The organism is Sanguibacter sp. TS_SC_8 (genome assembly GCF_055361235.1).
Genome location: NZ_CM143955.1, coordinates 2,383,466 through 2,402,828 on the forward strand (window position 1 = coordinate 2,383,466; position 19,363 = coordinate 2,402,828).

General features: G+C 67.1%; 19 protein-coding genes, 4 tRNA genes and 1 pseudogene. 10 read left to right on the plus strand and 14 right to left on the minus strand.

Annotated features, from left to right (window positions below):
- Positions 1–377: 377 nt before the first annotated feature.
- Positions 378–1,568 carry a tyrosine-type recombinase/integrase gene (locus ACWA15_RS10830; protein ID WP_464055182.1) on the plus strand — a complete coding sequence of 397 codons (1,191 nt, stop codon included), beginning with the start codon at positions 378–380 and terminating at the stop codon, positions 1,566–1,568.
- A 256-nt stretch (positions 1,569–1,824) separates the two neighbouring features.
- Here ACWA15_RS10830 and ACWA15_RS10835 read toward each other — a convergent pair whose 3' ends face one another.
- The 5 genes from ACWA15_RS10835 to ACWA15_RS10855 form a co-directional block, all read right to left on the minus strand.
- On the minus strand, positions 1,825–2,385 hold the full coding sequence (locus ACWA15_RS10835) for a hypothetical protein (RefSeq protein ID WP_464055184.1): 561 nt from the start codon (positions 2,383–2,385) through the stop codon (positions 1,825–1,827).
- A gap of 517 nt (positions 2,386–2,902) precedes the next feature.
- Positions 2,903–3,280, minus strand: a complete 378-nt coding sequence (locus tag ACWA15_RS10840) for a hypothetical protein (RefSeq protein ID WP_464055186.1) — start codon at positions 3,278–3,280, stop codon at positions 2,903–2,905.
- A 93-nt stretch (positions 3,281–3,373) separates the two neighbouring features.
- A complete protein-coding gene (locus ACWA15_RS10845; RefSeq protein WP_464055188.1) occupies positions 3,374–4,420 on the minus strand; it encodes a PIN domain-containing protein in 1,047 nt (348 codons plus the stop codon).
- Between the two features lie 3 nt (positions 4,421–4,423).
- On the minus strand, positions 4,424–4,876 hold the full coding sequence (locus ACWA15_RS10850; RefSeq protein WP_464055190.1) for a helix-turn-helix domain-containing protein: 453 nt from the start codon (positions 4,874–4,876) through the stop codon (positions 4,424–4,426).
- A 287-nt stretch (positions 4,877–5,163) separates the two neighbouring features.
- Positions 5,164–5,940 carry a hypothetical protein gene (locus ACWA15_RS10855; protein WP_464055191.1) on the minus strand — a complete coding sequence of 259 codons (777 nt, stop codon included), beginning with the start codon at positions 5,938–5,940 and terminating at the stop codon, positions 5,164–5,166.
- A 186-nt stretch (positions 5,941–6,126) separates the two neighbouring features.
- On the opposite strand from ACWA15_RS10855, the gene ACWA15_RS10860 reads away from it, so the two are divergent.
- Positions 6,127–6,741 carry a hypothetical protein gene (locus ACWA15_RS10860; RefSeq protein ID WP_464059557.1) on the plus strand — a complete coding sequence of 205 codons (615 nt, stop codon included), beginning with the start codon at positions 6,127–6,129 and terminating at the stop codon, positions 6,739–6,741.
- 94 nt (positions 6,742–6,835) lie between these two features.
- Here the strand turns inward: ACWA15_RS10860 and ACWA15_RS10865 are convergent.
- Positions 6,836–7,053, minus strand: a pseudogene (locus ACWA15_RS10865) (IS3 family transposase); the annotation flags it as partial.
- Between the two features lie 227 nt (positions 7,054–7,280).
- On the opposite strand from ACWA15_RS10865, the gene ACWA15_RS10870 reads away from it, so the two are divergent.
- Positions 7,281–8,459, plus strand: coding sequence for a tyrosine-type recombinase/integrase (locus ACWA15_RS10870; RefSeq protein ID WP_464055193.1), 1,179 nt, complete (start codon positions 7,281–7,283; stop codon positions 8,457–8,459).
- A 119-nt stretch (positions 8,460–8,578) separates the two neighbouring features.
- Here ACWA15_RS10870 and ACWA15_RS10875 read toward each other — a convergent pair.
- The 3 genes from ACWA15_RS10875 to ACWA15_RS10885 all read right to left on the minus strand — a co-directional run bounded on the left by ACWA15_RS10875 (position 8,579) and on the right by ACWA15_RS10885 (position 10,739).
- A tRNA-Val gene (locus ACWA15_RS10875) sits at positions 8,579–8,653 on the minus strand.
- A 119-nt stretch (positions 8,654–8,772) separates the two neighbouring features.
- Positions 8,773–9,630, minus strand: coding sequence for an aminotransferase class IV (locus ACWA15_RS10880; RefSeq protein ID WP_464055195.1), 858 nt, complete (start codon positions 9,628–9,630; stop codon positions 8,773–8,775).
- Positions 9,627–10,739, minus strand: coding sequence for a chorismate-binding protein (locus ACWA15_RS10885; protein WP_464055196.1), 1,113 nt, complete (start codon positions 10,737–10,739; stop codon positions 9,627–9,629). The genes ACWA15_RS10880 and ACWA15_RS10885 overlap by 4 nt, the downstream gene beginning before the upstream one ends.
- Before the next feature lie 221 nt (positions 10,740–10,960).
- Here ACWA15_RS10885 and ACWA15_RS10890 point away from each other — a divergent pair.
- The 5 genes from ACWA15_RS10890 (at position 10,961) to ACWA15_RS10910 (ending at position 13,096) form a co-directional block, all read left to right on the plus strand.
- Positions 10,961–11,032 (plus strand) — tRNA-Gly (locus ACWA15_RS10890).
- A gap of 44 nt (positions 11,033–11,076) precedes the next feature.
- Positions 11,077–11,147 (plus strand) — tRNA-Cys (locus ACWA15_RS10895).
- An 18-nt stretch (positions 11,148–11,165) separates the two neighbouring features.
- Positions 11,166–11,240: transfer RNA gene (locus tag ACWA15_RS10900), tRNA-Val, on the plus strand.
- A 309-nt stretch (positions 11,241–11,549) separates the two neighbouring features.
- Positions 11,550–12,185 (plus strand): type IV toxin-antitoxin system AbiEi family antitoxin domain-containing protein, encoded by a 636-nt coding sequence (locus ACWA15_RS10905; protein ID WP_464055198.1) that lies wholly within the window; start codon positions 11,550–11,552, stop codon positions 12,183–12,185.
- Positions 12,182–13,096, plus strand: coding sequence for a nucleotidyl transferase AbiEii/AbiGii toxin family protein (locus ACWA15_RS10910; protein ID WP_464055200.1), 915 nt, complete (start codon positions 12,182–12,184; stop codon positions 13,094–13,096). Before ACWA15_RS10905 ends, ACWA15_RS10910 begins: the two co-directional genes overlap by 4 nt.
- A 300-nt stretch (positions 13,097–13,396) precedes the next feature.
- Here ACWA15_RS10910 and ACWA15_RS10915 read toward each other — a convergent pair whose 3' ends face one another.
- Positions 13,397–14,203, minus strand: coding sequence for a tyrosine-type recombinase/integrase (locus tag ACWA15_RS10915; RefSeq protein WP_464055202.1), 807 nt, complete (start codon positions 14,201–14,203; stop codon positions 13,397–13,399).
- A 76-nt stretch (positions 14,204–14,279) separates the two neighbouring features.
- On the opposite strand from ACWA15_RS10915, the gene ACWA15_RS10920 reads away from it, so the two are divergent.
- The gene (locus tag ACWA15_RS10920) at positions 14,280–14,435 is read left to right on the plus strand and encodes a hypothetical protein (RefSeq protein ID WP_464055204.1); all 156 of its coding nucleotides are present in this window, start codon (positions 14,280–14,282) and stop codon (positions 14,433–14,435) included.
- Positions 14,436–14,705: 270 nt separating this feature from the next.
- Positions 14,706–15,455 (plus strand): helix-turn-helix domain-containing protein, encoded by a 750-nt coding sequence (locus tag ACWA15_RS10925; RefSeq protein WP_464055206.1) that lies wholly within the window; start codon positions 14,706–14,708, stop codon positions 15,453–15,455.
- Positions 15,456–16,035: 580 nt separating this feature from the next.
- Here the strand turns inward: ACWA15_RS10925 and ACWA15_RS10930 are convergent.
- The 4 genes from ACWA15_RS10930 to ACWA15_RS10945 all read right to left on the minus strand — a co-directional run bounded on the left by ACWA15_RS10930 (position 16,036) and on the right by ACWA15_RS10945 (position 19,320).
- A complete protein-coding gene (locus tag ACWA15_RS10930) occupies positions 16,036–17,157 on the minus strand; it encodes a hypothetical protein (RefSeq protein ID WP_464055208.1) in 1,122 nt (373 codons plus the stop codon).
- Positions 17,154–17,804, minus strand: a complete 651-nt coding sequence (locus tag ACWA15_RS10935; protein WP_464055210.1) for an ABC transporter ATP-binding protein — start codon at positions 17,802–17,804, stop codon at positions 17,154–17,156. Before ACWA15_RS10935 ends, ACWA15_RS10930 begins: the two co-directional genes overlap by 4 nt.
- Complete coding sequence (locus ACWA15_RS10940; protein WP_464055212.1) at positions 17,792–18,751, minus strand: peptidoglycan-binding domain-containing protein; 960 nt, start codon at positions 18,749–18,751, stop codon at positions 17,792–17,794. The genes ACWA15_RS10935 and ACWA15_RS10940 overlap by 13 nt, the downstream gene beginning before the upstream one ends.
- A 95-nt stretch (positions 18,752–18,846) precedes the next feature.
- Entirely contained in the window at positions 18,847–19,320 is a 474-nt protein-coding gene (locus tag ACWA15_RS10945; protein WP_464055214.1) for a hypothetical protein, read from the minus strand.
- Between the last annotated feature and the right edge of the window lie 43 nt (positions 19,321–19,363).

Sequence of the window (19,363 nt, forward strand, 5' to 3'; positions counted from 1 at the left end):
CCGATGTTGAGCACCCTGCACGTCTGCGCTCCGGAGTTTCCTCGGCGGGGTCGATGTTCACCGGCTCGACCAGACGGACCCATCCGCGCGCCCACTCAGCGTGCCCAACCGGCCCGCACCGAACGTCGGCCCTGATCACGGGACTTGAACCTGCGACCCCTTGACCTCTTGACCCCCAGGGTTGCCGATAGTGTTGGCCTGTCTCGATCCCAAGCAACGTCATCGCAGGTCGAGCGCTAGTTTTTATACATGAACGTCCACGGTTGTCAACCCTGATTCACGCTCTATCCGGGATCCTTGGGTCCCTAGTAGGGTCCCTAGAAGGGATGGCCGGAATCTAGACCAGTTTCTGACCTGCTAGAGACCAGGTACAAGTCATGGGTACGCAAAAACGTGCTGGTGGAGACGGCGCAATCTTCTACGACGCCAGCAAGAATCGCTGGGTCGCCCGAGTCGAGACCGGACTCGACTCAAGGGGCCATCGGCGACGCACCTCCGTCCAAGGCCGCACCCGTGCCGAGGTCGCCGGCAAGCTCAAGGAGCTCCGCTCCATCCGGGATGCTCACGTCGACCTCTCCACCCGCTCGACGACGTTCGCCGAAGCAACCAGCCTCTGGCTCGCGCGGGGACTCTCAAGCTCACTGAGCGAGAACACCGAACACAACTACACGACCCTGCTGACGGTGCACGTCTTGCCGGTCCTGGGGCAGATGAAGCTCCTCGACATCCGACCCGACGACGTCGAGCTCGCCCTCGACAAGATGGCCGTCAAAGGCCGCTCCGCCGCCAGCATGCGCCAAGCCCTCAACCTCACCCGGCGCGTCCTGAAGTTCGCCGAACGCCGAGGGCTCGTCGTCCGCAACGCCGCCTCGCTCGTGGAGACACCCGAGGGGCCCACCGCAACCCGGGCAGGGCTCACCCCCGAGGAAGCCCAAGCACTGCTCCGTGCTGCTCGCACCTCACGGCTCGGCAACCTGTTCCGCATCTCCCTACTGCTCGGACTGCGCCCCTGGGAAGCGGCCGCATTGAAGTGGTTGGCGCTTCACCTCGACGACGACGTCCCGACGGTCGACATCGTCGCGAGCCTGCAGCGGATCGACAAGACGATGCGACTCACGAAGCCCAAGACACCCACAAGCGTGCGAACGCTGGGACTCCCTCAGTCCGCCGTCAGTGCGTTTCGCGAACAGAAGGAACTTCAAGAACTGGAACGAGGGGCCAGTTCCAAACGGAACTTCAACCCGCTGCAGCTCGTCTTTGCCAACGAGGAAGGCGAGCCGCTCGACCCGTCGAACGTCCGCCGGGCGCTCTCTTCAGTGGCCAAGCGCGCCGGCATTGGGCATGTCCATCCCCACCTCCTGCGCCACGCAGCAGCAAGCCTCATGTCCGCAGCCGGCATGCGGCTCGAGGACATCTCCGACACCCTCGGGCATCGATCCGTCATGGTCACCGCCGAGATCTACCGCCACCCCATCGCACCCATCCGCGTAGCCCACGTCGGCGCGATGGACCAACTCCTCGCACGCAAGGACCCCGGGAAGGACGCAGGATCCCTTCCAGAACTATGAGGTCCTCAACAACAACCCGAGAAAATCGAACCATCGAGATAGCCGGCGCGAACATCCGTGCGATCCCATCCATCCTGTTGCACGCTCCTCTCACCGCGATCCTGAAGAGCCGGGTTGCCAGAGAGGGCATTCACGGCTCACCGCGACACTCGTCGAAGGTGTCGTCGGTAGCTTTCCTTGCGCGAACCAGAACGACGACCTCCTGTCGGAACTTAATGTCACGGCCAGATAGATCAGGATTGATTTCGAACGAAATTCAGGGCACGAACTCGACCACGGGCGCCACGGACGAAACCGCAACTCGGCCGAAGCCTCCTTCGAGCAGATAGCCATTTTCAGTGGACCGAAGTGCATCGATGGAGCCATAGTCAATTTCGCCTGCCGCGTCGATTGATGGCACACCTCCCTGTTCCTCCCATGTGAGCTTAGAAACGCTTTCAAATCGCACAACTCCGCGACGATAGCAATACTGCTCATCAGCAGACGGGGGCCTGCAGGACGGATGGTATTCGTGCAGCACTAGGTCCACGACAAGTTCGAGGACCCCCGGCTGGGCTACGACACTGAGAACCCAACTGTCTTCGAGGTAGAGTCCTTCGAACCCTGGGATCTCCCAGTAGTCAGACATGATGTTCACCAATCCCACACGATGGGCGTGTGATTTTCTGGGCTTGCGTGTCACAAGATTTCCGAAGGGGTCGATTCTCGTGCCGTCCAAATTCCTGATCTCTACGTGCGGACCCCCGCTCCCAGGTGTCCGGGCGCTTCCTTGTGTGATTGTGAATCGTTCGACTCCGGTCTTGTCGGTGAATTTCACCAGTCCAGTGGCGCTCTGACTGCGGGTCCACCTCATCCGACCTCATCAGACTGTGATTCCGTTGCGCGCCCGCCTGCTGCCTCTTGAGGGAGCGAAGCCTGCGCTATAGTCGCCTCGGTCTTTGCGGCAACATGCGTCCGCTGAGGCGATAAAAGGTCCCCGTCAGTCAGCCGAGCTGACTCAGCGGTCGTCCCCCAGGCCTGTGCACTCCGCGCGAACATGGCAGCAGCGTCGTAGGTGGTAGCGGTCCTGGCGGTCGCGCGGGGTGCGGCTCCACCCGAGCGCGCCGAAACACCGCTCAGCCCTGAGTCGACGGTGAAGGGATGGCTGGGGTTGTGGATCGCGACAGGCGGGCCACGCCCGGGCGCGGTGTCGTTCTCAACTGCGAAGTAGTTCGGAGCATCGTAGGTGTAGCTCGGTCCGTGAACGCCAGGGACGACGGCCGACGCCTCAGCCGCACTCGCGAGACCGACCCAAGCCAGAAGCAGGCCGATAACGACAACCAGTAGACGACGTATCACGAGACCGAGAAGTCCTGAAGCGTCGCGGGCCAGACGACCGAGTACTCATCCCCATCGGTCGACCGGTACGCAGCTCGCACGGCTGACCAGCGCGAACCAGCGCTAAGCAGTGCCTGCGCGTCCCGGAAGGCTGCGAGGGGTAGATCCGTGTGGACAAAGAGGTTCATCTCCCCAGAGCCAAAGTCGTGACCGTCGACGTAGCCATGAGCCTCGGCGAGATCAGTCTCTAGGGCCTCCTCCATCGCGATGAGAGCGTCGTAGTCGGCCTCTGAAGCGGCCGGCCACTGAAGGACAAGGATGTATTCCATGATGCCTACCAGGGATACGGGGGTGGACGGAGACCGTTGGCGGATCTGCTTCTGGATGTAGAACACCTGCCCATCTTGGGGCCCAATGGCAGGTACTGCTGCAAGGCTTGAACTTGCTCGCCAGGATCGAGTTGTGGCTCCGCAGTTGCGCGTCCAGCATCAACTTGATGCCGCGGTTCCGGTGACCTCTTCGTAGCTGGGCATGCGATTGCGTGAAAGTCCCCAAACTCGCCACCAGCCGTCATCACAGCGGACCAACGTCAGGATCTGCACGTCGGGCAGGACCGCATCCGCAAACAGTCTCGCGCTGACGCCAGAGTCAGGGATGAACTTAACGTACGCCACCTGGTCGGGCCGCTCCACGTTCGCGTGGACGTTCTGCGCCAACGCCCAGCCCTCGAGTTCCTCGCGCGCATGTGTGAAACCGTCCCACGCCGGAGAGTGCCAGGTGAGGTCCTCCAGGACAGTCTGGTAGTTGTCCATGTCGAGCAAGGCCACCCACCACATGAAGGCCGCACCGAGGGCAGTTGAGGGGTCAGGTTCCCCCTCGGGGAAGAACGCCGCGTGCACCTCATCGCCAGCGACGGCTTCCAGCGGTAGCGGCAACTGCGCCAGCGACGGTCTCTCGGCCCCAGCCAGGGCTTCACGTTGGGGACCGCGCTCGAGCGATTCTGCCGCCTGGGCGAACCCGGGGACGGTCGCCATGAACGTCTGATAGAACTCCGGGACCGACAGCGTCGGGTCCGTGTAGTCGGCCCGCTGCTGACGCAATGCCCCCAAGACCAGCTCGGGATCTAGGGCAAGTTGGTCAAGCAGGAACGCGTCGGGGTGGACCGCCTCGATCTCGTACTCGTGCATCGAGCTCGGCGGGAAGTCCTTCAGGTTGGCCGTCACAATCAGGCTCGCCCCTGACCGGACCGCCGCCGCGAGGACGTGGCGGTCCTTGGGATCGTTGGTCATCGCCGGAATCAGGTCTTCGTAGCCTTCGACTATGGCATCCGGGAACGCGCGGGCCATCTGCCGGACCCGGTGTCGCACCTTCTGGGCACTCAGCCCGCGCTTCCCCGTCAGGGTCCGCTCGACCTCCACGAGGATCTGGTCCGACCACAGAGGACGAAAGAGGCCGACGTCGGCCAAGCGCAACAACGTGTCGAACAACGGGTGAGGGACCAGGACGCAGGCGTCTAGGACAACGGGGAAGGTCATCGCTTAGCGAGTCGTCTCGAACCCGCCGCCGCTGGCCCCGTCAGCAGTGGCATCGCGCGAGAGATCGGCCAGGATCTCGCGGCGCTCATGTCGTGACCGAGCCTGATACTCGACCAGGTCCGAGAGGCGAACTCGTCGATGCCGGTTGGGCTGTGTGAATGGAATCTCCCCGGCAGTCAGCAGCCGCACCAGAGTTGGGCGCGATATCCCGAGGAACTCAGCCGCGCCCTGAGTCGTCATGACGGTGTCGTGAGGAGCCAACGTGATCGCCTGACCATGAGCCATCGCGCGCACAGCATCGCGCAGCACCTCGAACACCTCGTCGGGCAAGGCGATCTGCGCCCCGTCCGGCCCCACGAGCGAGGACGAACTAGCTTTCTCTAGCGCCGCCGACAGGTCGGGCAATGTCGATCCAGCCGCCGGGGGCAGCACCGTGTGTTCCAGGAGCATGCTCATGGAACCAGTGTAACTCGAACGAAACGAAAGGCAACAGGGTGACGGTTGAGCCCGCTGCTCGCCCCGGGCTATGGAGGTCGACGTCCCCGACAGCTTGAGAAGCGTCGTGGTGCACAGCGCCGTGACACGCTCGAGCGGACGTGAACTGAGCTCGTCGTTCGCGAGCGGCTCGGCCCTGCGGCTTGTCCACCCCAAAGAACGGCCGCTCAGCCGACTCAGGGAGTGCCATCCAACACCCGGTCCGCACGCACTCCGCGGCGCAGCGCCGGCTACCTTCACCCTTCGCCCTACTCGTAGCCGATCACGTCGCGAGCCACCTCAGCAATCACGTCAACTAGGACGTCAGCCACCGCCACTCGGTAGACGGTGTTCAGACGCGGGTTGAACACCCCCAGGTCGGTGACGGACTCGAACTCCACCTGTCCCGAGCGCTGCCCCATGAGGAGGTACATCAGCAGCTGCAGGGTGTGGTCCTTCGTCGGCCCACTGACGGACACCTTGAAGTCCCACAACGTGTCCGCCGTCAAGTAGTCCCCGTCGCCGTTGACGGCGACGTCGGTGAACGCACCCCGGAACGTGAACCCGGAGAGGGTGATCGGCCCATGCTCGCGGAAGAACTCGAGCGAACGCTCGACCATGACCGCGATGTGCCTCGTTGTGACTGCATCCGGGGTAGTCACCGTGTCTGGGTTGTACGGAACCGACGTCGACCGGTAGGCCACGTCGTACCCCGACAGCCTGCACGCCACCACGATCGCAGCGTCGTTCACTACGCCCGCCGTCAGCGTCTCCACCTCTGCCTCGGCGCTGGCAAGGATCTCCTCGCCAAGGCTCCGCGCCCCGAATAGGGAGTAGGCGAATACCTCGCGCGGAGCCGTTCCCAGGGACAGTCGCACGAGGTAATCCACGGCCATGCCCACGAGCGAGGCGTGTATGTTCTCGCGATTGAGGTCCAGAGGTGAGGAGTGGTCGTCCTCGAGCTGGACCACTGTCATCGCCTTCGGGTTGATGAAGCCCCCTCGAGGCTGCTTGAACTGCTGGGCGCGTTGCTTGACCGTGGGCATGTGTTCTCCTGTCGTGACCGAGAACCTATCGCGCCCTACTGACTCCTCCTCCACGCCCGCCGGGTAAGGACGGCGCGCAGGTGGTGACACTGCCTGGAGTGCTCGGCGCCCCGGTGGCCAGCAACTTGACCCCTCCACCTTGCCCCCCCCTGGTGCGGCGCAGACCGTAGGATAACTGCACCCCGGGTGGGGGACGGCAACGAGCGGTGGGACACCATGAGGCTGACGGAACACGTGCGTAGGCAAGTGCTCGAATTGAACGAGGGCTTCACCACGCAGACGTACTACGAGGGCAAGAACTCCAGCGAGTCCCGCACGTACACGATCACAGGCGGAGAACTGCGGATCCGCGCCACGGGCAAGACCTCGTGGGCGGACAGCCGGTACGACAACGAGTTCGTCGCCGACAAGGACGCCACCCTTCGGTACCTGCGCCAGCACCTCTACGATCTCGACCTGGACGACGTCGACGAGACGGCGCCCCCGAAACCGGCCGCTACCGCAGCACCCGTCGGACCCTGTAACGACCCCACGCCCTCCGGCGCCGAGTACGAGTACGAACCAGCCGAACAAGACCCCAATTGCCACCCAAACCCCAGCGACCGAGCGATCCTCATAGGTGTCACCATCGTCACCGCAACTATCGCCGTCGTGGTCGCCGCGCGGCGTTACGGAAAACCCATGTGGGACAACCGCGTACAGCCTGCCATCGAACGCCGCCGCGCCAGGCGCAAGGCAGGAGCCACCGACGAACCGAACGAGGAAGAAACGCTCGACGCCGAGCCGCACACCGCTCCCTGAAGCTCCACACTCGCGCGCCCGGACACCGGCCACAGCCGGTCCGGTCGCAGGAGACGCGCGGCTCCTGCCACGACAAGGGCTGCGGGCACCGGGTGGCCAGCCACCGGTAGCAGGGCGCTCTGGATAGGTTGAGGACCTGGCAGGTCGCCGTGACGGGGATCCCTTCAGCGGCATGGTCACGGACCAGCGGGTAGCTCATCTTCCCGGCAGATGGACCTGAGCGACGTACGCCGCCGCTCGGCGCAGCGCCTCGTTCTCCTGCTCCGACAACCGAACACGTTCCTTGGCCTCACACAACTCGGCAGACTCCGACACGGTCACACCAGGACGCTTGCTGGCCTCGACGTCCGCGGCCTGGAGCCAGTTCCGCGGGCACGAATCTGAGATACCGAAGTCCTTGGCGATCTGTGAGATCGGAGCCTCGCCGCGCCGGGCGATCGCCACGACGTCGTCGCGGAACTCCCTGGGATGGGGTCTGGGCATGGTCAACATCCTCCCAGCAGTGCCCACAGGCACCACAAGTCAGGTGTCACCGGTTCGTGCAGCAGTCCCACCCCGCAACCGGCACCTTCAAGCGCACGTCCGTCTACGGCAAGACGAAGGGTGCAGTCAGAACCAAGCTCAAGGAGATCCAAGCGCGCCTGGAGGACGGTCAGCCGGCCAGCGATGCCTCCATCACGCTGGAGAAGTGGGCGCTGCAATGGGTGGAGACCGCGCTGGCGGCCAGCAGTCGGAAGGAGAACACGAAAGCCCTCTACGCCTCACTGATCCGCAAGCACATCGCACCGACCAACCTCGGGCAGATGCGCCTCGACCGGATCAAGCCGTCCGCCATCGACGGCTGGGTGCTCGAGCTGCGCGCCAAGATGCGGACCGTGAAGGTGTCGCCGACGGTCACAGAGGAGGTGCGAGTGCTCTCCGACTCGAGCATCGTCAGGTGCTTCCAAGTCCTGCGGGTCTGCATCGAGGGGGCAGTACGCGACGGGCTGCTCGGGAAGAACCCGGTCCACGCGGTGAAGACTCCGACCGCTCAGCGCACGGAGTCGCTCTTCATGTCCCCCGAGCAGGTGGCGCTGCTCCTCGTCACCGCGGAGAGCTCTCGGTACTGGACGCTCTTCGCCTTCATCGCGGCGACTGGCACACGCAAGGGCGAAGCCCTGGGTCTGCGGTGGGAGGACATCGACTTCGCCATGGGGACGGTCACCATCTGCCGGACGCTGTACCGGCTGGGTGGCGAGCTCAAGACCTCGTCCCCGAAGTCGGCAACGTCTGCCCGGGTGCTCTATCCGGCACCGGAGCTGATGGCCGAGCTGGAGACTGCTCGTCGTCAGCAGCGCAAGGACCGGATGCTCGCCCGCAACAGGTGGGAGGACAGCGGGTTCGTGTTCACCACCGAGTTCGGTGGCCCGATGGATCCTCGCAACTCCTTGCGGGCGTTCAAGGTGGCAGCGGCCGCGGCTGGTCTGCCGGCGAAGGTCACCCTCCACACACTCCGGCACTCGGCAGCCACCACCATGCTCGACGGTGGCATCCATCTCAAGGCCGTCAGCGACATGCTCGGCCACGCCGGGGTGCAGATCACCGGCGACACGTACTCCCACGTGTCTCGCCGGACGGCGGTCGGAGCCATGACCGCACTCGGCAAGGTGCTTCCCCTGCGGCATCGATCCGATGACGACGCAGCGTCCTCGCCAACCCCGATCGCAGCCGGGGAGTAGGACCATCATCGCCACCGGGTGTGAGTCAGTTGGGGTACGAGTTGGGGTACGGACCCTCTCGGACACGCAAAAGGCCGTCTCTGCATCTTCCAGAAACGGCCTCTGACCTGCGGTACTACTGGTGGGCGATACTGGGTTCGAACCAGTGACCTCTTCGGTGTGAACGAAGCGCGCTACCACTGCGCCAATCGCCCGATTGGCGAACACCTCACGCGAACGCTCACCAGCACCGTTCGTACCAGTGAACTCCGCGTGTGCGGTATCCGTGGAAGATCGTAACCGTAATCCACCCTCAGAAGCGAACCGGGGCTCGTCAGGGGTCGATCTGCTCGCCCGCGCGCCGCGTGAACAGCTCGTGCGCAGCCAGGGACAGCGGACCCGGCGCACACTCGTGGCCGTCGAGGGCGACGACCGGGACGACGTTGCGGATGCTGCCGGCCAGTGCGAGGTGCACGCCCCCGGACCCCACGTCGTCGAGCACGGTGAAGGGGAGCTCGTCGGGGTGCGCCTCGCGCACGGGCAGGCCCTCCTGGGCACCCCACTCGAGCAGGAGCTCCCGGGTGATGCCTGCGAGCGGACCGGTGCTCAGGTGCGGGGTCAGCAGCTCGCCGTCACGCTCGACGAAGACGTTCGAGGCGGTCCCCTCGCACAGCGCGCCGACGGTGTTGGCCAGCAGCCCCTCGTCCGCGCCGCGCTCGGCGGCGTAGGCGAAGCCGACGACGTTCTCGGCGTAGGAGGTGGTCTTGAGCCCCGCGACGGCCGACCGCTCGTTGCGCACCCACGGCAGACGCACCACACGGTTGGTCACCACCGCGGGCCCGACCGGCCCGGCGGCGACGATGACCGACAGCGGGCCCCCGCCCCGCATCGACCCGAGCGGCGCCGCCCCGGCGGTCACCGTGATCCGCAGCCGCCCGGCCTGCCCCGCCGCCCGTTCCAGCACCTTCCCGACGCCGTCGCGCACCATGGCCTCGTCGGGCGCCACCAGGCCCAGGCCGGCCGCGGAGCGGGCCAGCCGGCGCAGGTGCCGGCTGAGCGCGAAGGCCTGGCCGTCGTAGATTGCGCAGGTCTCGAAGAGCCCGTCCCCGACCGTGACCCCATGGTCGACGGCGCTGAGCGCGGGCTCCTCAGGCGTCAGGAAGCGCCCGTCCTTCCAGATCACCACAGTCATGGCCCCAGTGTGTCCGCTGAGGCCAGGGCGATCAACCGGGCGGCCTTGAGCTCGGTCTCCTCCCACTCCCCCTGCGGGTCGCTGCCCCAGGTGATGCCCGCACCGGTGCCGAAGCGCAGGTGCCCGACGGCGGCGTCGGGCACGGCGCCCGGGGCGGCGTCCTCGCTCCACCAGAACGTCCGGATGCCCACGGCGAGCTCCGCCGTGCCGCGGTCGGCGTCGATCCAGCCGACCGCGCCGCAATAGGGACCACGCGGGGCGGTCTCGAGCTCGTCGATGATGCGCAGGGCGGAGGACTTCGGCGCCCCGGAGACCGACGCCGGCGGGAACGTCGCGCCCAGAATGGTGCGCCAGGCGTCGGGCGCGGCCGTGACACCCGGGAGCAGCTCGCCGGTGACGGTGGAGACGAGGTGGACCAGGCCGGGGTGCTGCTCCACCTCAAGCAGTCCGGTCACGGCGACCGTCCCCGGGACGCAGATGCGTTGCAGGTCGTTGCGGACCAGGTCGGTGATCATGATGTTCTCCGCCTCGTCCTTGGGCGCGAGGCCCGCGACCGTCGACGCGGTGCCCTTGATCGGTCCGGACGTGATGGTGGCCGGCCCCTCCCCCATGAGGCCGTCGACCCGGAGGAAGAGCTCGGGTGAGGCAGTGACGACCCACACCGGGTCGAGGACGGGAGACTCGTCCTCGCCCTCCACGCGGGGGGCGCGGGGGACATGGATGACGCCCTGGTACGGGGCGGGGTTGCCGGCCGCGAGGATTCGGGCAAGGGCGCTGGGGTCGGGCTCGTCGCCGTCCGCCGAGCGCGGCAAGGGGGCACTGAGCACCCGGCAGATGTTGGCCTGGTAGACCTCGCCGTCGCGGATGTAGTCCCGCACGGTGGACACCGCGGCGGTGTATCCGGTCCGGGAGAGCGACGTGACCCACCGTGACGGGTCCGGGCCGACCCAGGTGGGAGTCACGCCGGGTGAGGCTGCCTTCGGCCCGAGGGCGGCAGCGCGCGTCACGTCGGTGAACCGCCACGCTCGGGCAGGTCCCGCGAACTCCGCGACGACGAACCAGACGCCCCCGCGGGTGATCACCTCCGGGTCGGTCAGCAAATCAACCATCTCGACCGGCCTGCCAGCCTCGACGCCTGCAAAACGCGCGTATCCGTCCACCCCTCAACGCTACCGACCGCTGGATCACCCACGCACCAACGGTGCGCTTCCGCAGGTTTCCGCGGCAACTCTCGGGCAGGCAGAGGCCAGTTGGACGCCGACGGCAAAGTTCCATTAGAGTCTGTGACGCGCCGAAAACGCTGGAGAGATGCCAGCGCCTTCGTGAGCGTGCGGACGTAGCTCAGTGGTAGAGCATCACCTTGCCAAGGTGAGGGTCGCGGGTTCAAATCCCGTCGTCCGCTCGGAGAGAAGTTGTCAGGCGTAAGCCGGACGATCGATCTCGAACGGTGGAGTGGCCGAGAGGCGAGGCAGCGGCCTGCAAAGCCGTCCACACGGGTTCGAATCCCGTCTCCACCTCGCAGTCTAATTTCACATGGGCGATTGGCGCAGCGGTAGCGCGCTTCCCTGACACGGAAGAGGTCACTGGTTCGATCCCAGTATCGCCCACCAGCATCACCGCAGGTCAGAGGCCGTCTCGGAGGAATTCGAGGCGGTCTTTTGCGTTGCTCGGGGGTCTCGTACCCCTACCTGTACCCCTACCGGATTTCAAAGACTTCCCTGGACGGGGGTGGATCTGGGTGGTGAACAGTACTGGCCGGAGAGCAGGCACCCGGCCTGCGGGGTCTTTCGAAGGGCTGCGGGAGAGGCCGACCGCCCGCGCCCGATCCCATCCACACGTTCCTGCCGCTAACCCGCGAGTCGCGGCAGGCTCTTCTTCTGTAACACTCTGACTGTTACAGTTGCAACATGCGAACGGCGGTGATTGTGCGAGCAAACGACCTCGCCGCGGCCCAGTGGGGACTATTCACGGCTGCCCAGGCGCAGGCGCGGGGGCTGTCTCGCATGCAGCTGTCACGGATGGTCGAGGTTGGCCTGCTCGACCGGCTCGAGTACGGGGTCTACGCATCCCCCTCGGTTCAGGGCGACCATCTCCTCCCGCTGCGGTCCGCGTGGCTCGCCCTCCAGCCGGCCCGCTCGGTCCAGGAGCGACTCGCGGACCTACCCAGCGCTGGCGTCGTCTCCCACGGCTCCGCAGCCCAGCTGCACGGACTCGGCGATCTCCTCGCCGATGAGCACGAGTTCCTCCTGCCCGAACGCTTCCAGTCCCGGCGCGTCGGGGTCCGGGTGCGCCGCGCCGTCCTCGAGGCATCCGAGGTCACCATCGCCTCCGGGCTCCCGGTCACGACCGCGGCCCGCACGATCGCGGACCTGCTCGCCGTCGGGCACGACGACGACCACGTCGCCACTGTCGCCGCCGATGCCCTGCGCCTCGGACTCACCGATCACCGCACACTCGCGGTGGCGCTCGAGAATGCCGCAGCCCGCCGCGGCGAGCCGAGCGGGGCGGCGCTGGTCGAGAGGCTGACGCGAACCGACACGAGGGTGGACCAGTGACGGAGCAGGCGTACACCTCAGGTCGAGCCCTGTGGCAGGCGGTCACTGAGCGCGCCCGCGCGGCAGCTCGCGACTCCGGGCGACCAGCCAGCGAGTACGTCCGGCGGTTCGTCTTCTCCCGCTTCCTGGCCAGGGTGTTCGCCGAACCGGATTCACCGTGGGTCCTCAAGGGCGGAACCGCCGTCCTCGTACGCGTCCACGATGCCCGCCACAGCAAAGACATCGACCTCATGCACAGCCTGGGCGACCTCGACGACGCCGTCGACGCGCTGCGCGCCACACTCACCCCCGACATGGTGGACCATTTCCGCTTCGTCGTGCTCTCCGTCCGCGAGGCCGGCGGCACCGACCAACAGCCCTACGTCAACGGCGCCCGGGTCGCCATCGAGGCCTACTGCGGCAACTCCAAGGTGGACGCGTTCGGCGTGGACCTGGTCACCGGCTCTCTCATGACCACCGTCCCCGACGTCGAGCCCTCGAATCCGCCGCTGACCCTCCCCGGGATCGCGGCTCCTCTGGTGCGGCTGTACCCAGTCGTCGACCACATCGCCGACAAGGTCTGCGCAACCGAGACGACCTACGGGAACGGCCGAGGCTCAAGCCGCCCACGTGACCTCGTCGACCTGGTCATCTTCGCCCGCACCCAGCGCATCGACGGAACCGCGCTGCACGAGGCAATCCGCGCCGAGCGCGCCATCCGGCACCTGCCAGCTCGCACCCACTTCACCGTGCCCGAGGCTTGGGAGAGCACCTACCCGCCGCTGGCACGCCAGACACCGCCCAGCGCAGACGTCGCGACCACGGCAGCCGCCGTCAAGCTCGTCGCGGCGATGCTCGACCCGGCCATGAACGCAGACAGCATCGGCCAGACATGGGACCCCACCACCGCGACATGGGTGCCAAGCACGTAGGTCCAGGTCCGGTCACCCACCTGCCGCTCATCGCCCTACCGCGAGGCGCCCTGGTGCGGGTGGCGCCCACGCCCAGGGCGCCTCACGCACCGGTGCTCTCAGAAGGCCGAACAACAGGGCTCTGTGGATAAATTGGCGCTTGGGTGACGTGTGGATGGCACGTTGAGATCGCACCAGAGATGGACGTCCCCTTCGAAGGCGACTGAGCCTGTCCACGGGGCGCACTGCCTCCCGCGTCATATAGCCACGTCGATGACGCACCGCGTCTGAGCCGCGCAGATGACGTTCGGGGCGGTCTCTCTAGTCCCGCGCAGGGTCGTGCAGGCTGTCGGAGAGGACGACCATCGCGGAGCGCGAGACCGCCTCGGAGACATGGCCGTAGACGTCGGCCGTGATCCGGATGTCCGCATGGCCCAGCAGTGCGCTGACCGCCTTGACGTTCACACCCGCCTCCAGCCACGCCGTCGCCGCAGAATGGCGAAGGGTGTGCACGTTGACGTCGCTCAACCCGGCTTTCGCCGCCGCGGTCGTCATGGCGCGCAGGACGTTGCGCGGGTCCATCGGCTCTCCGGACTCCGTGGTGAAGACGAAGCCGCCCTGTTGCCGGGCCTCACCAGCGCCGGATAGTTCTGCCGCCTGGTGCTCGCGGTGCGCGGCGAGCATCGCAACCTCCGCCGGCGCCAAGGGCAGCACCCGCCGCGACTGCGCAGTCTTGGGCGCGGAGACTACGAGCTGGCCTTCGACCCGGGTCAGTGTGGCCCGCACGAGGAGCTCACCCCGCTCCAGGTCGACCGCGTCCCACGTGAGCGCCAGCGCCTCGCCCTTACGCAACCCCGTCGTCGCGACCAGACGCAGCAGCGGGTAGTACCGGGTTCCCCGCGCACACTCCAGTAGCGCGGACACCTCCACCATGGACAGGTGCCGCGCCTCGGTCCGCTCGATGCGCGGTTGGCGCACCAGCGCCGCAGGGTTGCGAGCGATGAGCCCGTCGCGCACCGCCCCCTCCAGCGCCATCCGCAAGACGATGAAGATCCGCTGCACAGTGGACTCGGCCAGTCCGCGCGCCCGCAGTCGCAAGACCAGCGCCTCAATATCGGAGGGGTGCACGCGCCCGAGCCTTACCTGCCCCAAGGGCGGGGTCGACAGGTGTGAGCGCACCAGGCTCTCGTAGAGAACCCGCGTCGTGGGACGCCTGCTCGACGCCGCGACCGTCGTGGCCAACCACCGCCGGCACCAGTCCTGCACCGTCATCACCGAATCCGTCACAGGGGCACCGGCCGCGAGCCGCTCCCTCGCCTCGCGCATCCGCCCGCGCGCCTCAGCTGCCGTCTGCCCGTAGAACGACCGGCGCTTCCTCACGCCCGTGCACGGGTCCTCGTAATATAGCCGGGCCTCCCACGTCCCGTTCCCGCGCCTGCGAACCGAACCCTCACCGTTCGACCGCTTCGCCACGATCCCTCCCTTCCCCACCTCCACCGGGAGGCACTTGAACTGGCCGCCGTAGTGCTCCCTCCAGGCTTTCTCCCTCCAACCCGACGTGACCCCTTCGCCTGCCCCTTCGGTGTACGAAACCGAAGAAACAGCACCTGTGAATTGACACTCGCCCGCGTTGCCGACCACCTTCGGCGCGACGAGCTCGGTGCTTGATAGTTGGTGTGCGGCGCGGCGCGGGACACCCCGAGAGCACTTCGTCCTGGACGGTGATCGCCGGGACCTGTATGACAGTCATGTGCCACCGACCAGCGCATTGACCTCAGAAGAGCTCGCCACTGTCCTCGGCGTTTCCGCGCGAACAATCAGGGTCTGGGCTCGCGCAGGACGCATCCCAGGGCGCAAGGACGGTTCGAGATACGTCTTCGCCGAAGATGACGTCAGAGACGCCTTGGCCTCACCAGTCCGCCCCGTAATCGCGCCGGAACCAGATGCCGGCGTTCAGCCTGTGCAATCGCGCCGCGCGGCGTATGTGCTCGACCTGTGCGACGAGATCCTCGGCGCACGCGGGAGCCGGGAGCACACGTTCAGCTGGCTGCTCGGCGATCCCAACGCACAAGGCAACCGTGCGCGGCTGCGGGTCGACTCCTACTGGCCCGACGATCACCTCGTCGTCGAGGTCCACGAGTCCCAGCACCACGAGCCAGCACCATTCTTCGACCGCCGACAGACCCTCAGCGGGGTAGGACGCGCGGAGCAGCGGCGCATTTACGACGCCCGTCGCGCCGAGCAGATTCCGCTGCACGGTCTCCGCTTGGTCGTGCTGCGGTTCGCGGACTTGTCGATCGGCGCCAACGGACAGCGCAAGCCTGACCGTACCGCCGACCTCACAACGATCCGCGAGAACCTGAAGCCTCTGGCCCGCTAAGGGGGTGACGACGCTGATGTCACCGTCGCGGATTCAGGTGTCGCTTGAGTCAGGCAAGGACCGTCGACATCGTCGAGTTCACCCCACGACGCCGACGATCCGAGCCTGCCCGCCACGGACGGCGGCGGCCCTGGACGACCCGCGCATGGAGATGCTCGAGAGCGTTCAGGAATCCATGACACATCTGGCACTTCAACAATCACCGGGCTTTGTTGCGGCAGCAGCCGACACCACGAGGAGCGCCCAGGGCGACATTGTGAGGGAGCGTACGGACGGTCCGGCGCGACTCTTACCGCCCCACCTGGGACGCCGGGAACCTGCCGGCGAGACCCCGGCGAGGCGCTCGCCCCCTGTGTCGAGGTCCGCGCCCACCTTGTCACCTTCAGGACGTGACTTGGTACCAACTTTGCCGACCGTCTGGCCAGCGCAGTTGCTGCAGTCGCCCGCTGTTGGTCTCTGCCAGCTGGCTGGTCGATTGGTGATTTACCCGGACCTCTGGAGTGTGCAGCCCCGTTCTTCATCGTCGCGGAATGGGACGGCCCTTTCCGCAAGACAGGCACCGCGGTTCGCGAGGGTGCGGTCAGCGGTCCTTGAGGGCTTGGAGGGTCTGGGGGCGCCACAGCGCGGCGAGCAGGACCAGAGCCGAGGCAGCCAGTGCGGCACAGGTCCCCTGCCGCAGCCCCACCTCGAGCGCGATGTCCACGGGGGTCTCACGCGCGATCGACGCCGTCACTGCGAGCAGCGTGCCCCAGGAGGCGCCGACCCACAGGGGCAGCAGGGTTTCCGTCCAGCGGATAACGACGCCGCCAGTGTAGGGAACTCCGAGGCTCGCGTAGAGCGCGGACCGTCCCCGGCGGGTCCACAGCACCATGGCGAAGACGAAGCCGGAGAATGCTCCCGCCAGCAGCCCGGCGTGGCGAGTCCCTCGCTGTTCGAAGGTGATGGAGAAGTCCTGGGACAGGGCGCCGGTGGCGATGCGGTCGGCCACCTGGACGGGGTTGGTGACGGTTTCGCCGAGCATCGCGGGCAGGGCAGAGCGCAGGTCCTCCCGGTACTGGGGGGCGATCCGCACGGTGCATTCGCTCGCGGGTGTGTTCGTCGTGGTGATGAGCAGGATACTCGTGGAGGCGGCCTCGCTCAGCTGGCGAAAGTCGTGCGTGGCGGCGATCGAGATTGGGCCTGCCGGAAGGTCGACGCCCTGCTGTGCGGCGTCGTCGGCGTCGATCTGCAGGAGAGTCCCGGCCTCCCACAGCCAGCGCTCCATGATCGTGTCCGGTGCGATCGCCTGGTCGGCTCCGGGCATCGGGGTGCCCAGGAGGTCGGCGACGCCGGAGGTCGCGACGACGACAGCCTGGCTCGACCCGGGCCTACCGACCAGCCGCACGCCGGCAGGGAGCTGGGTGACGGCCGCGGCGGCACGCACGCCGGTCAGCTGCGGCAACCGGTCGCACACGGCAGCGGAGAGCTGCCCCTCGGCCGGAACGACCACGAGGATGTCCCCACCGGCGTCGAGGTAGGCGGCCTCGTCTGCGACGACGGCGGAGACGGTGGTGATGTCCGCCATGGTGGTCGCGCCGACTACGGCTGCGGTGATGAGCACCAGGCCCGCGCCGAGGGTCGCCCCGTCGCGGATGTTGCGTAGCCCCTCGGTGACGGAGGTCCACAGGGTCCAGGATCCTCGTCGCGGCGTCGGGCGGGTCATCCGGGGACCACCTTTCCCTCGTCGATGTGCACGGTGCGAGTACATCGCGCGGCGACGGCGGTGTCGTGGGTGACCACGACGACTCCCATGTCTCCCACGCTCTCGGTCGAGCGGAGCATGGCCTCCAGGACAGTCTCGCTCGTTGCGCGGTCAAGCTGCCCCGTGGGCTCGTCGGCCAGCAGGAAGGGGCGCCCCGACGCGAGTGCGCGGGCGATGACGACCCGTTGAACCTCACCGCCGGAGAGCACCTTGGTCTCGTCTCCGGCGCGGGCAGCGAGTCCGACCTCGGCCAGGCAGGTCGCCGCGAGGTCCAGGGCGTGGCGCCACGAGACGCCCCGTGTGGAGGCCGCGATCGCGACGTTCTCCAGGGCGGAACGTTCGGGGAAGACGTTGGTCGTCTGCAGTACCCAGCTGGTGATCTCTCGTGGGAGAAGGGGCACGGGGACGTCGTCGACCTCGACGCGCACCTCTCCACCGCTCGGCGTCAAGAGTTCTCCGAGCACCGAGAGCAGGGTCGACTTCCCAGACCCTGAGGGACCGAGGATCGCGACGCTCTCACCGGTCCGTACCGAGAAGGATGCCCCGTCCAGAACGGGTTGCCTCGCACGCGGGTACCGCACCGTGACCGCGTCCGTCAGGAGCCGCACGGGACCTTCACCGCTACCTGGTTCGGGTTGGCCAGCACCTCGGTCAGAGCGAAGGTCGAGTCGAGCTGGACACTGGAGTTCCCGCCACCTATCGGCGCCACGAGGGTCGGTTCGGCGTCGGGGCCCGCGTACACGCACGTAGCGCCGTCAAGTCCGGTGACCAGGGCAGAGGCAGGCACGACGCGCACCGGTATGGACGTGGTCGAGGACACCTGCGCGGTGCCCTCGGTGCCCGGGGCCAGCGCACCGCTGATCGCGGCGACCATCTCAGGGTCGGTGATGACGCCGGACCCGGGCTGGTAGGCGGCCGTCACACCGTTGACGGTGATCTGGGCCCCGGCCGTGTAGTCGCCGGTCGCGGCGATCCCCCCGCTCGGCTCGGTCACCAGCACCGAGGACATCCGCGGCGGGCCGGTGAACACGACGTCTCCGGGCACGATCTGGGCGCCCTCGGACAGGACAACCGCGGAGACCGTCTGCGGTTGTGGACCGATCCAGATGACCGACGACACCAGGAACGCCTGGGTGCTCGGGGCGAGCCCCGCGTCCTTGTTGAAAGCAGACACTGCCCGTTGGAGGCTCGCTCCGAACACACCGTCCGCCGTGCCCGAGTAGTACCCAAGGGCCGACAGGTACTCCTGCACCAGGGCGACGTCGGCGCCCGTATCCGCGGCTGCGAGGTCGCGCCACAGCGGAGACGTCGACACCATCGCGCGGACAGACCGGCCGTCGATCCGAATCACCTCGTCGCCATTGTCCAAGGTCGCCCCGACAACAGGGGCAGCAGTGACCAGGCCGGTGCCCTGAGACAGAATGTCCCGGCCAGGAGCCGACTCCAGCACGACGCCGACGGACGAGGACGCCACCAGCTCCGCCGAAGTCACCGGGACGAGAAGCGCCCCGATGGGCGCGGCGGCAGCGGTGGGATCGTCAAGGTCGGCGACCACCGCCCACGCCGCCAGCCCCAGGACAGGTGCCAGCAGCAGGCCACTCGCGACGACCCAACCTGCCCGAACGCCACCTCGAGGTCGGGGGGAGCGGCTCATCCCTCCCAGCCCGAGTAGTTGATGGTCGTCAGGCAGTCCGAGCTGTTGTCCTTCTGTGCGATGTCCAGGGCGCGGCCGACGAGATCGTAAAACCCCTCATCCTCCGAGAAATCGACGCCGAATCCGGTGAGGCACTCCTCGAGCGGACCGCGCAGCGCGGTCGCCCGACGCTCGCTGAAGGCGACCGCCTCGGGTGATTCAGCCTGCCAATACATGTCGACGAAACGGGCGTACCTGTCGAGGCAGTCCTCGCTCAGGTCGTGGATCTGGGTCGCCGTGAATCCGTCGACCTCTCCGGGATAGGAGTAGTCGATGCGGACCACTCCGTTGGACTTCACCGGTCCGTTGCGGGTCACCGGAATCCCACCTTCCTCCATGCAGGTGAGAGCGGAGTTCATGGCGGACTCGTAGTCGCCGAAGACAACTGTCGTCCCGCCGAGGATGTCGAGTTGAGACTGGTCGGCGCCCACCGCAGTGGCCTCGGCGAGCAAGCCAGATAGCGCAGTTCCCTCC

Bases quoted from the DNA above. Each gene is read 5' to 3' on its own strand.
- ACWA15_RS10930 (WP_464055208.1), bottom strand. From the start codon at position 17,157: ATGACCCGCCCGACGCCGCGACGAGGATCCTGGACCCTGTGGACCTCC.
- ACWA15_RS10845 (WP_464055188.1), bottom strand. From the start codon at position 4,420: ATGACCTTCCCCGTTGTCCTAGACGCCTGCGTCCTGGTCCCTCACCCG.
- ACWA15_RS10850 (WP_464055190.1), bottom strand. From the start codon at position 4,876: ATGAGCATGCTCCTGGAACACACGGTGCTGCCCCCGGCGGCTGGATCG.
- ACWA15_RS10880 (WP_464055195.1), bottom strand. From the start codon at position 9,630: ATGACTGTGGTGATCTGGAAGGACGGGCGCTTCCTGACGCCTGAGGAG.
- ACWA15_RS10830 (WP_464055182.1), top strand. From the start codon at position 378: ATGGGTACGCAAAAACGTGCTGGTGGAGACGGCGCAATCTTCTACGAC.
- ACWA15_RS10885 (WP_464055196.1), bottom strand. From the start codon at position 10,739: ATGGTTGATTTGCTGACCGACCCGGAGGTGATCACCCGCGGGGGCGTC.
- ACWA15_RS10855 (WP_464055191.1), bottom strand. From the start codon at position 5,940: ATGCCCACGGTCAAGCAACGCGCCCAGCAGTTCAAGCAGCCTCGAGGG.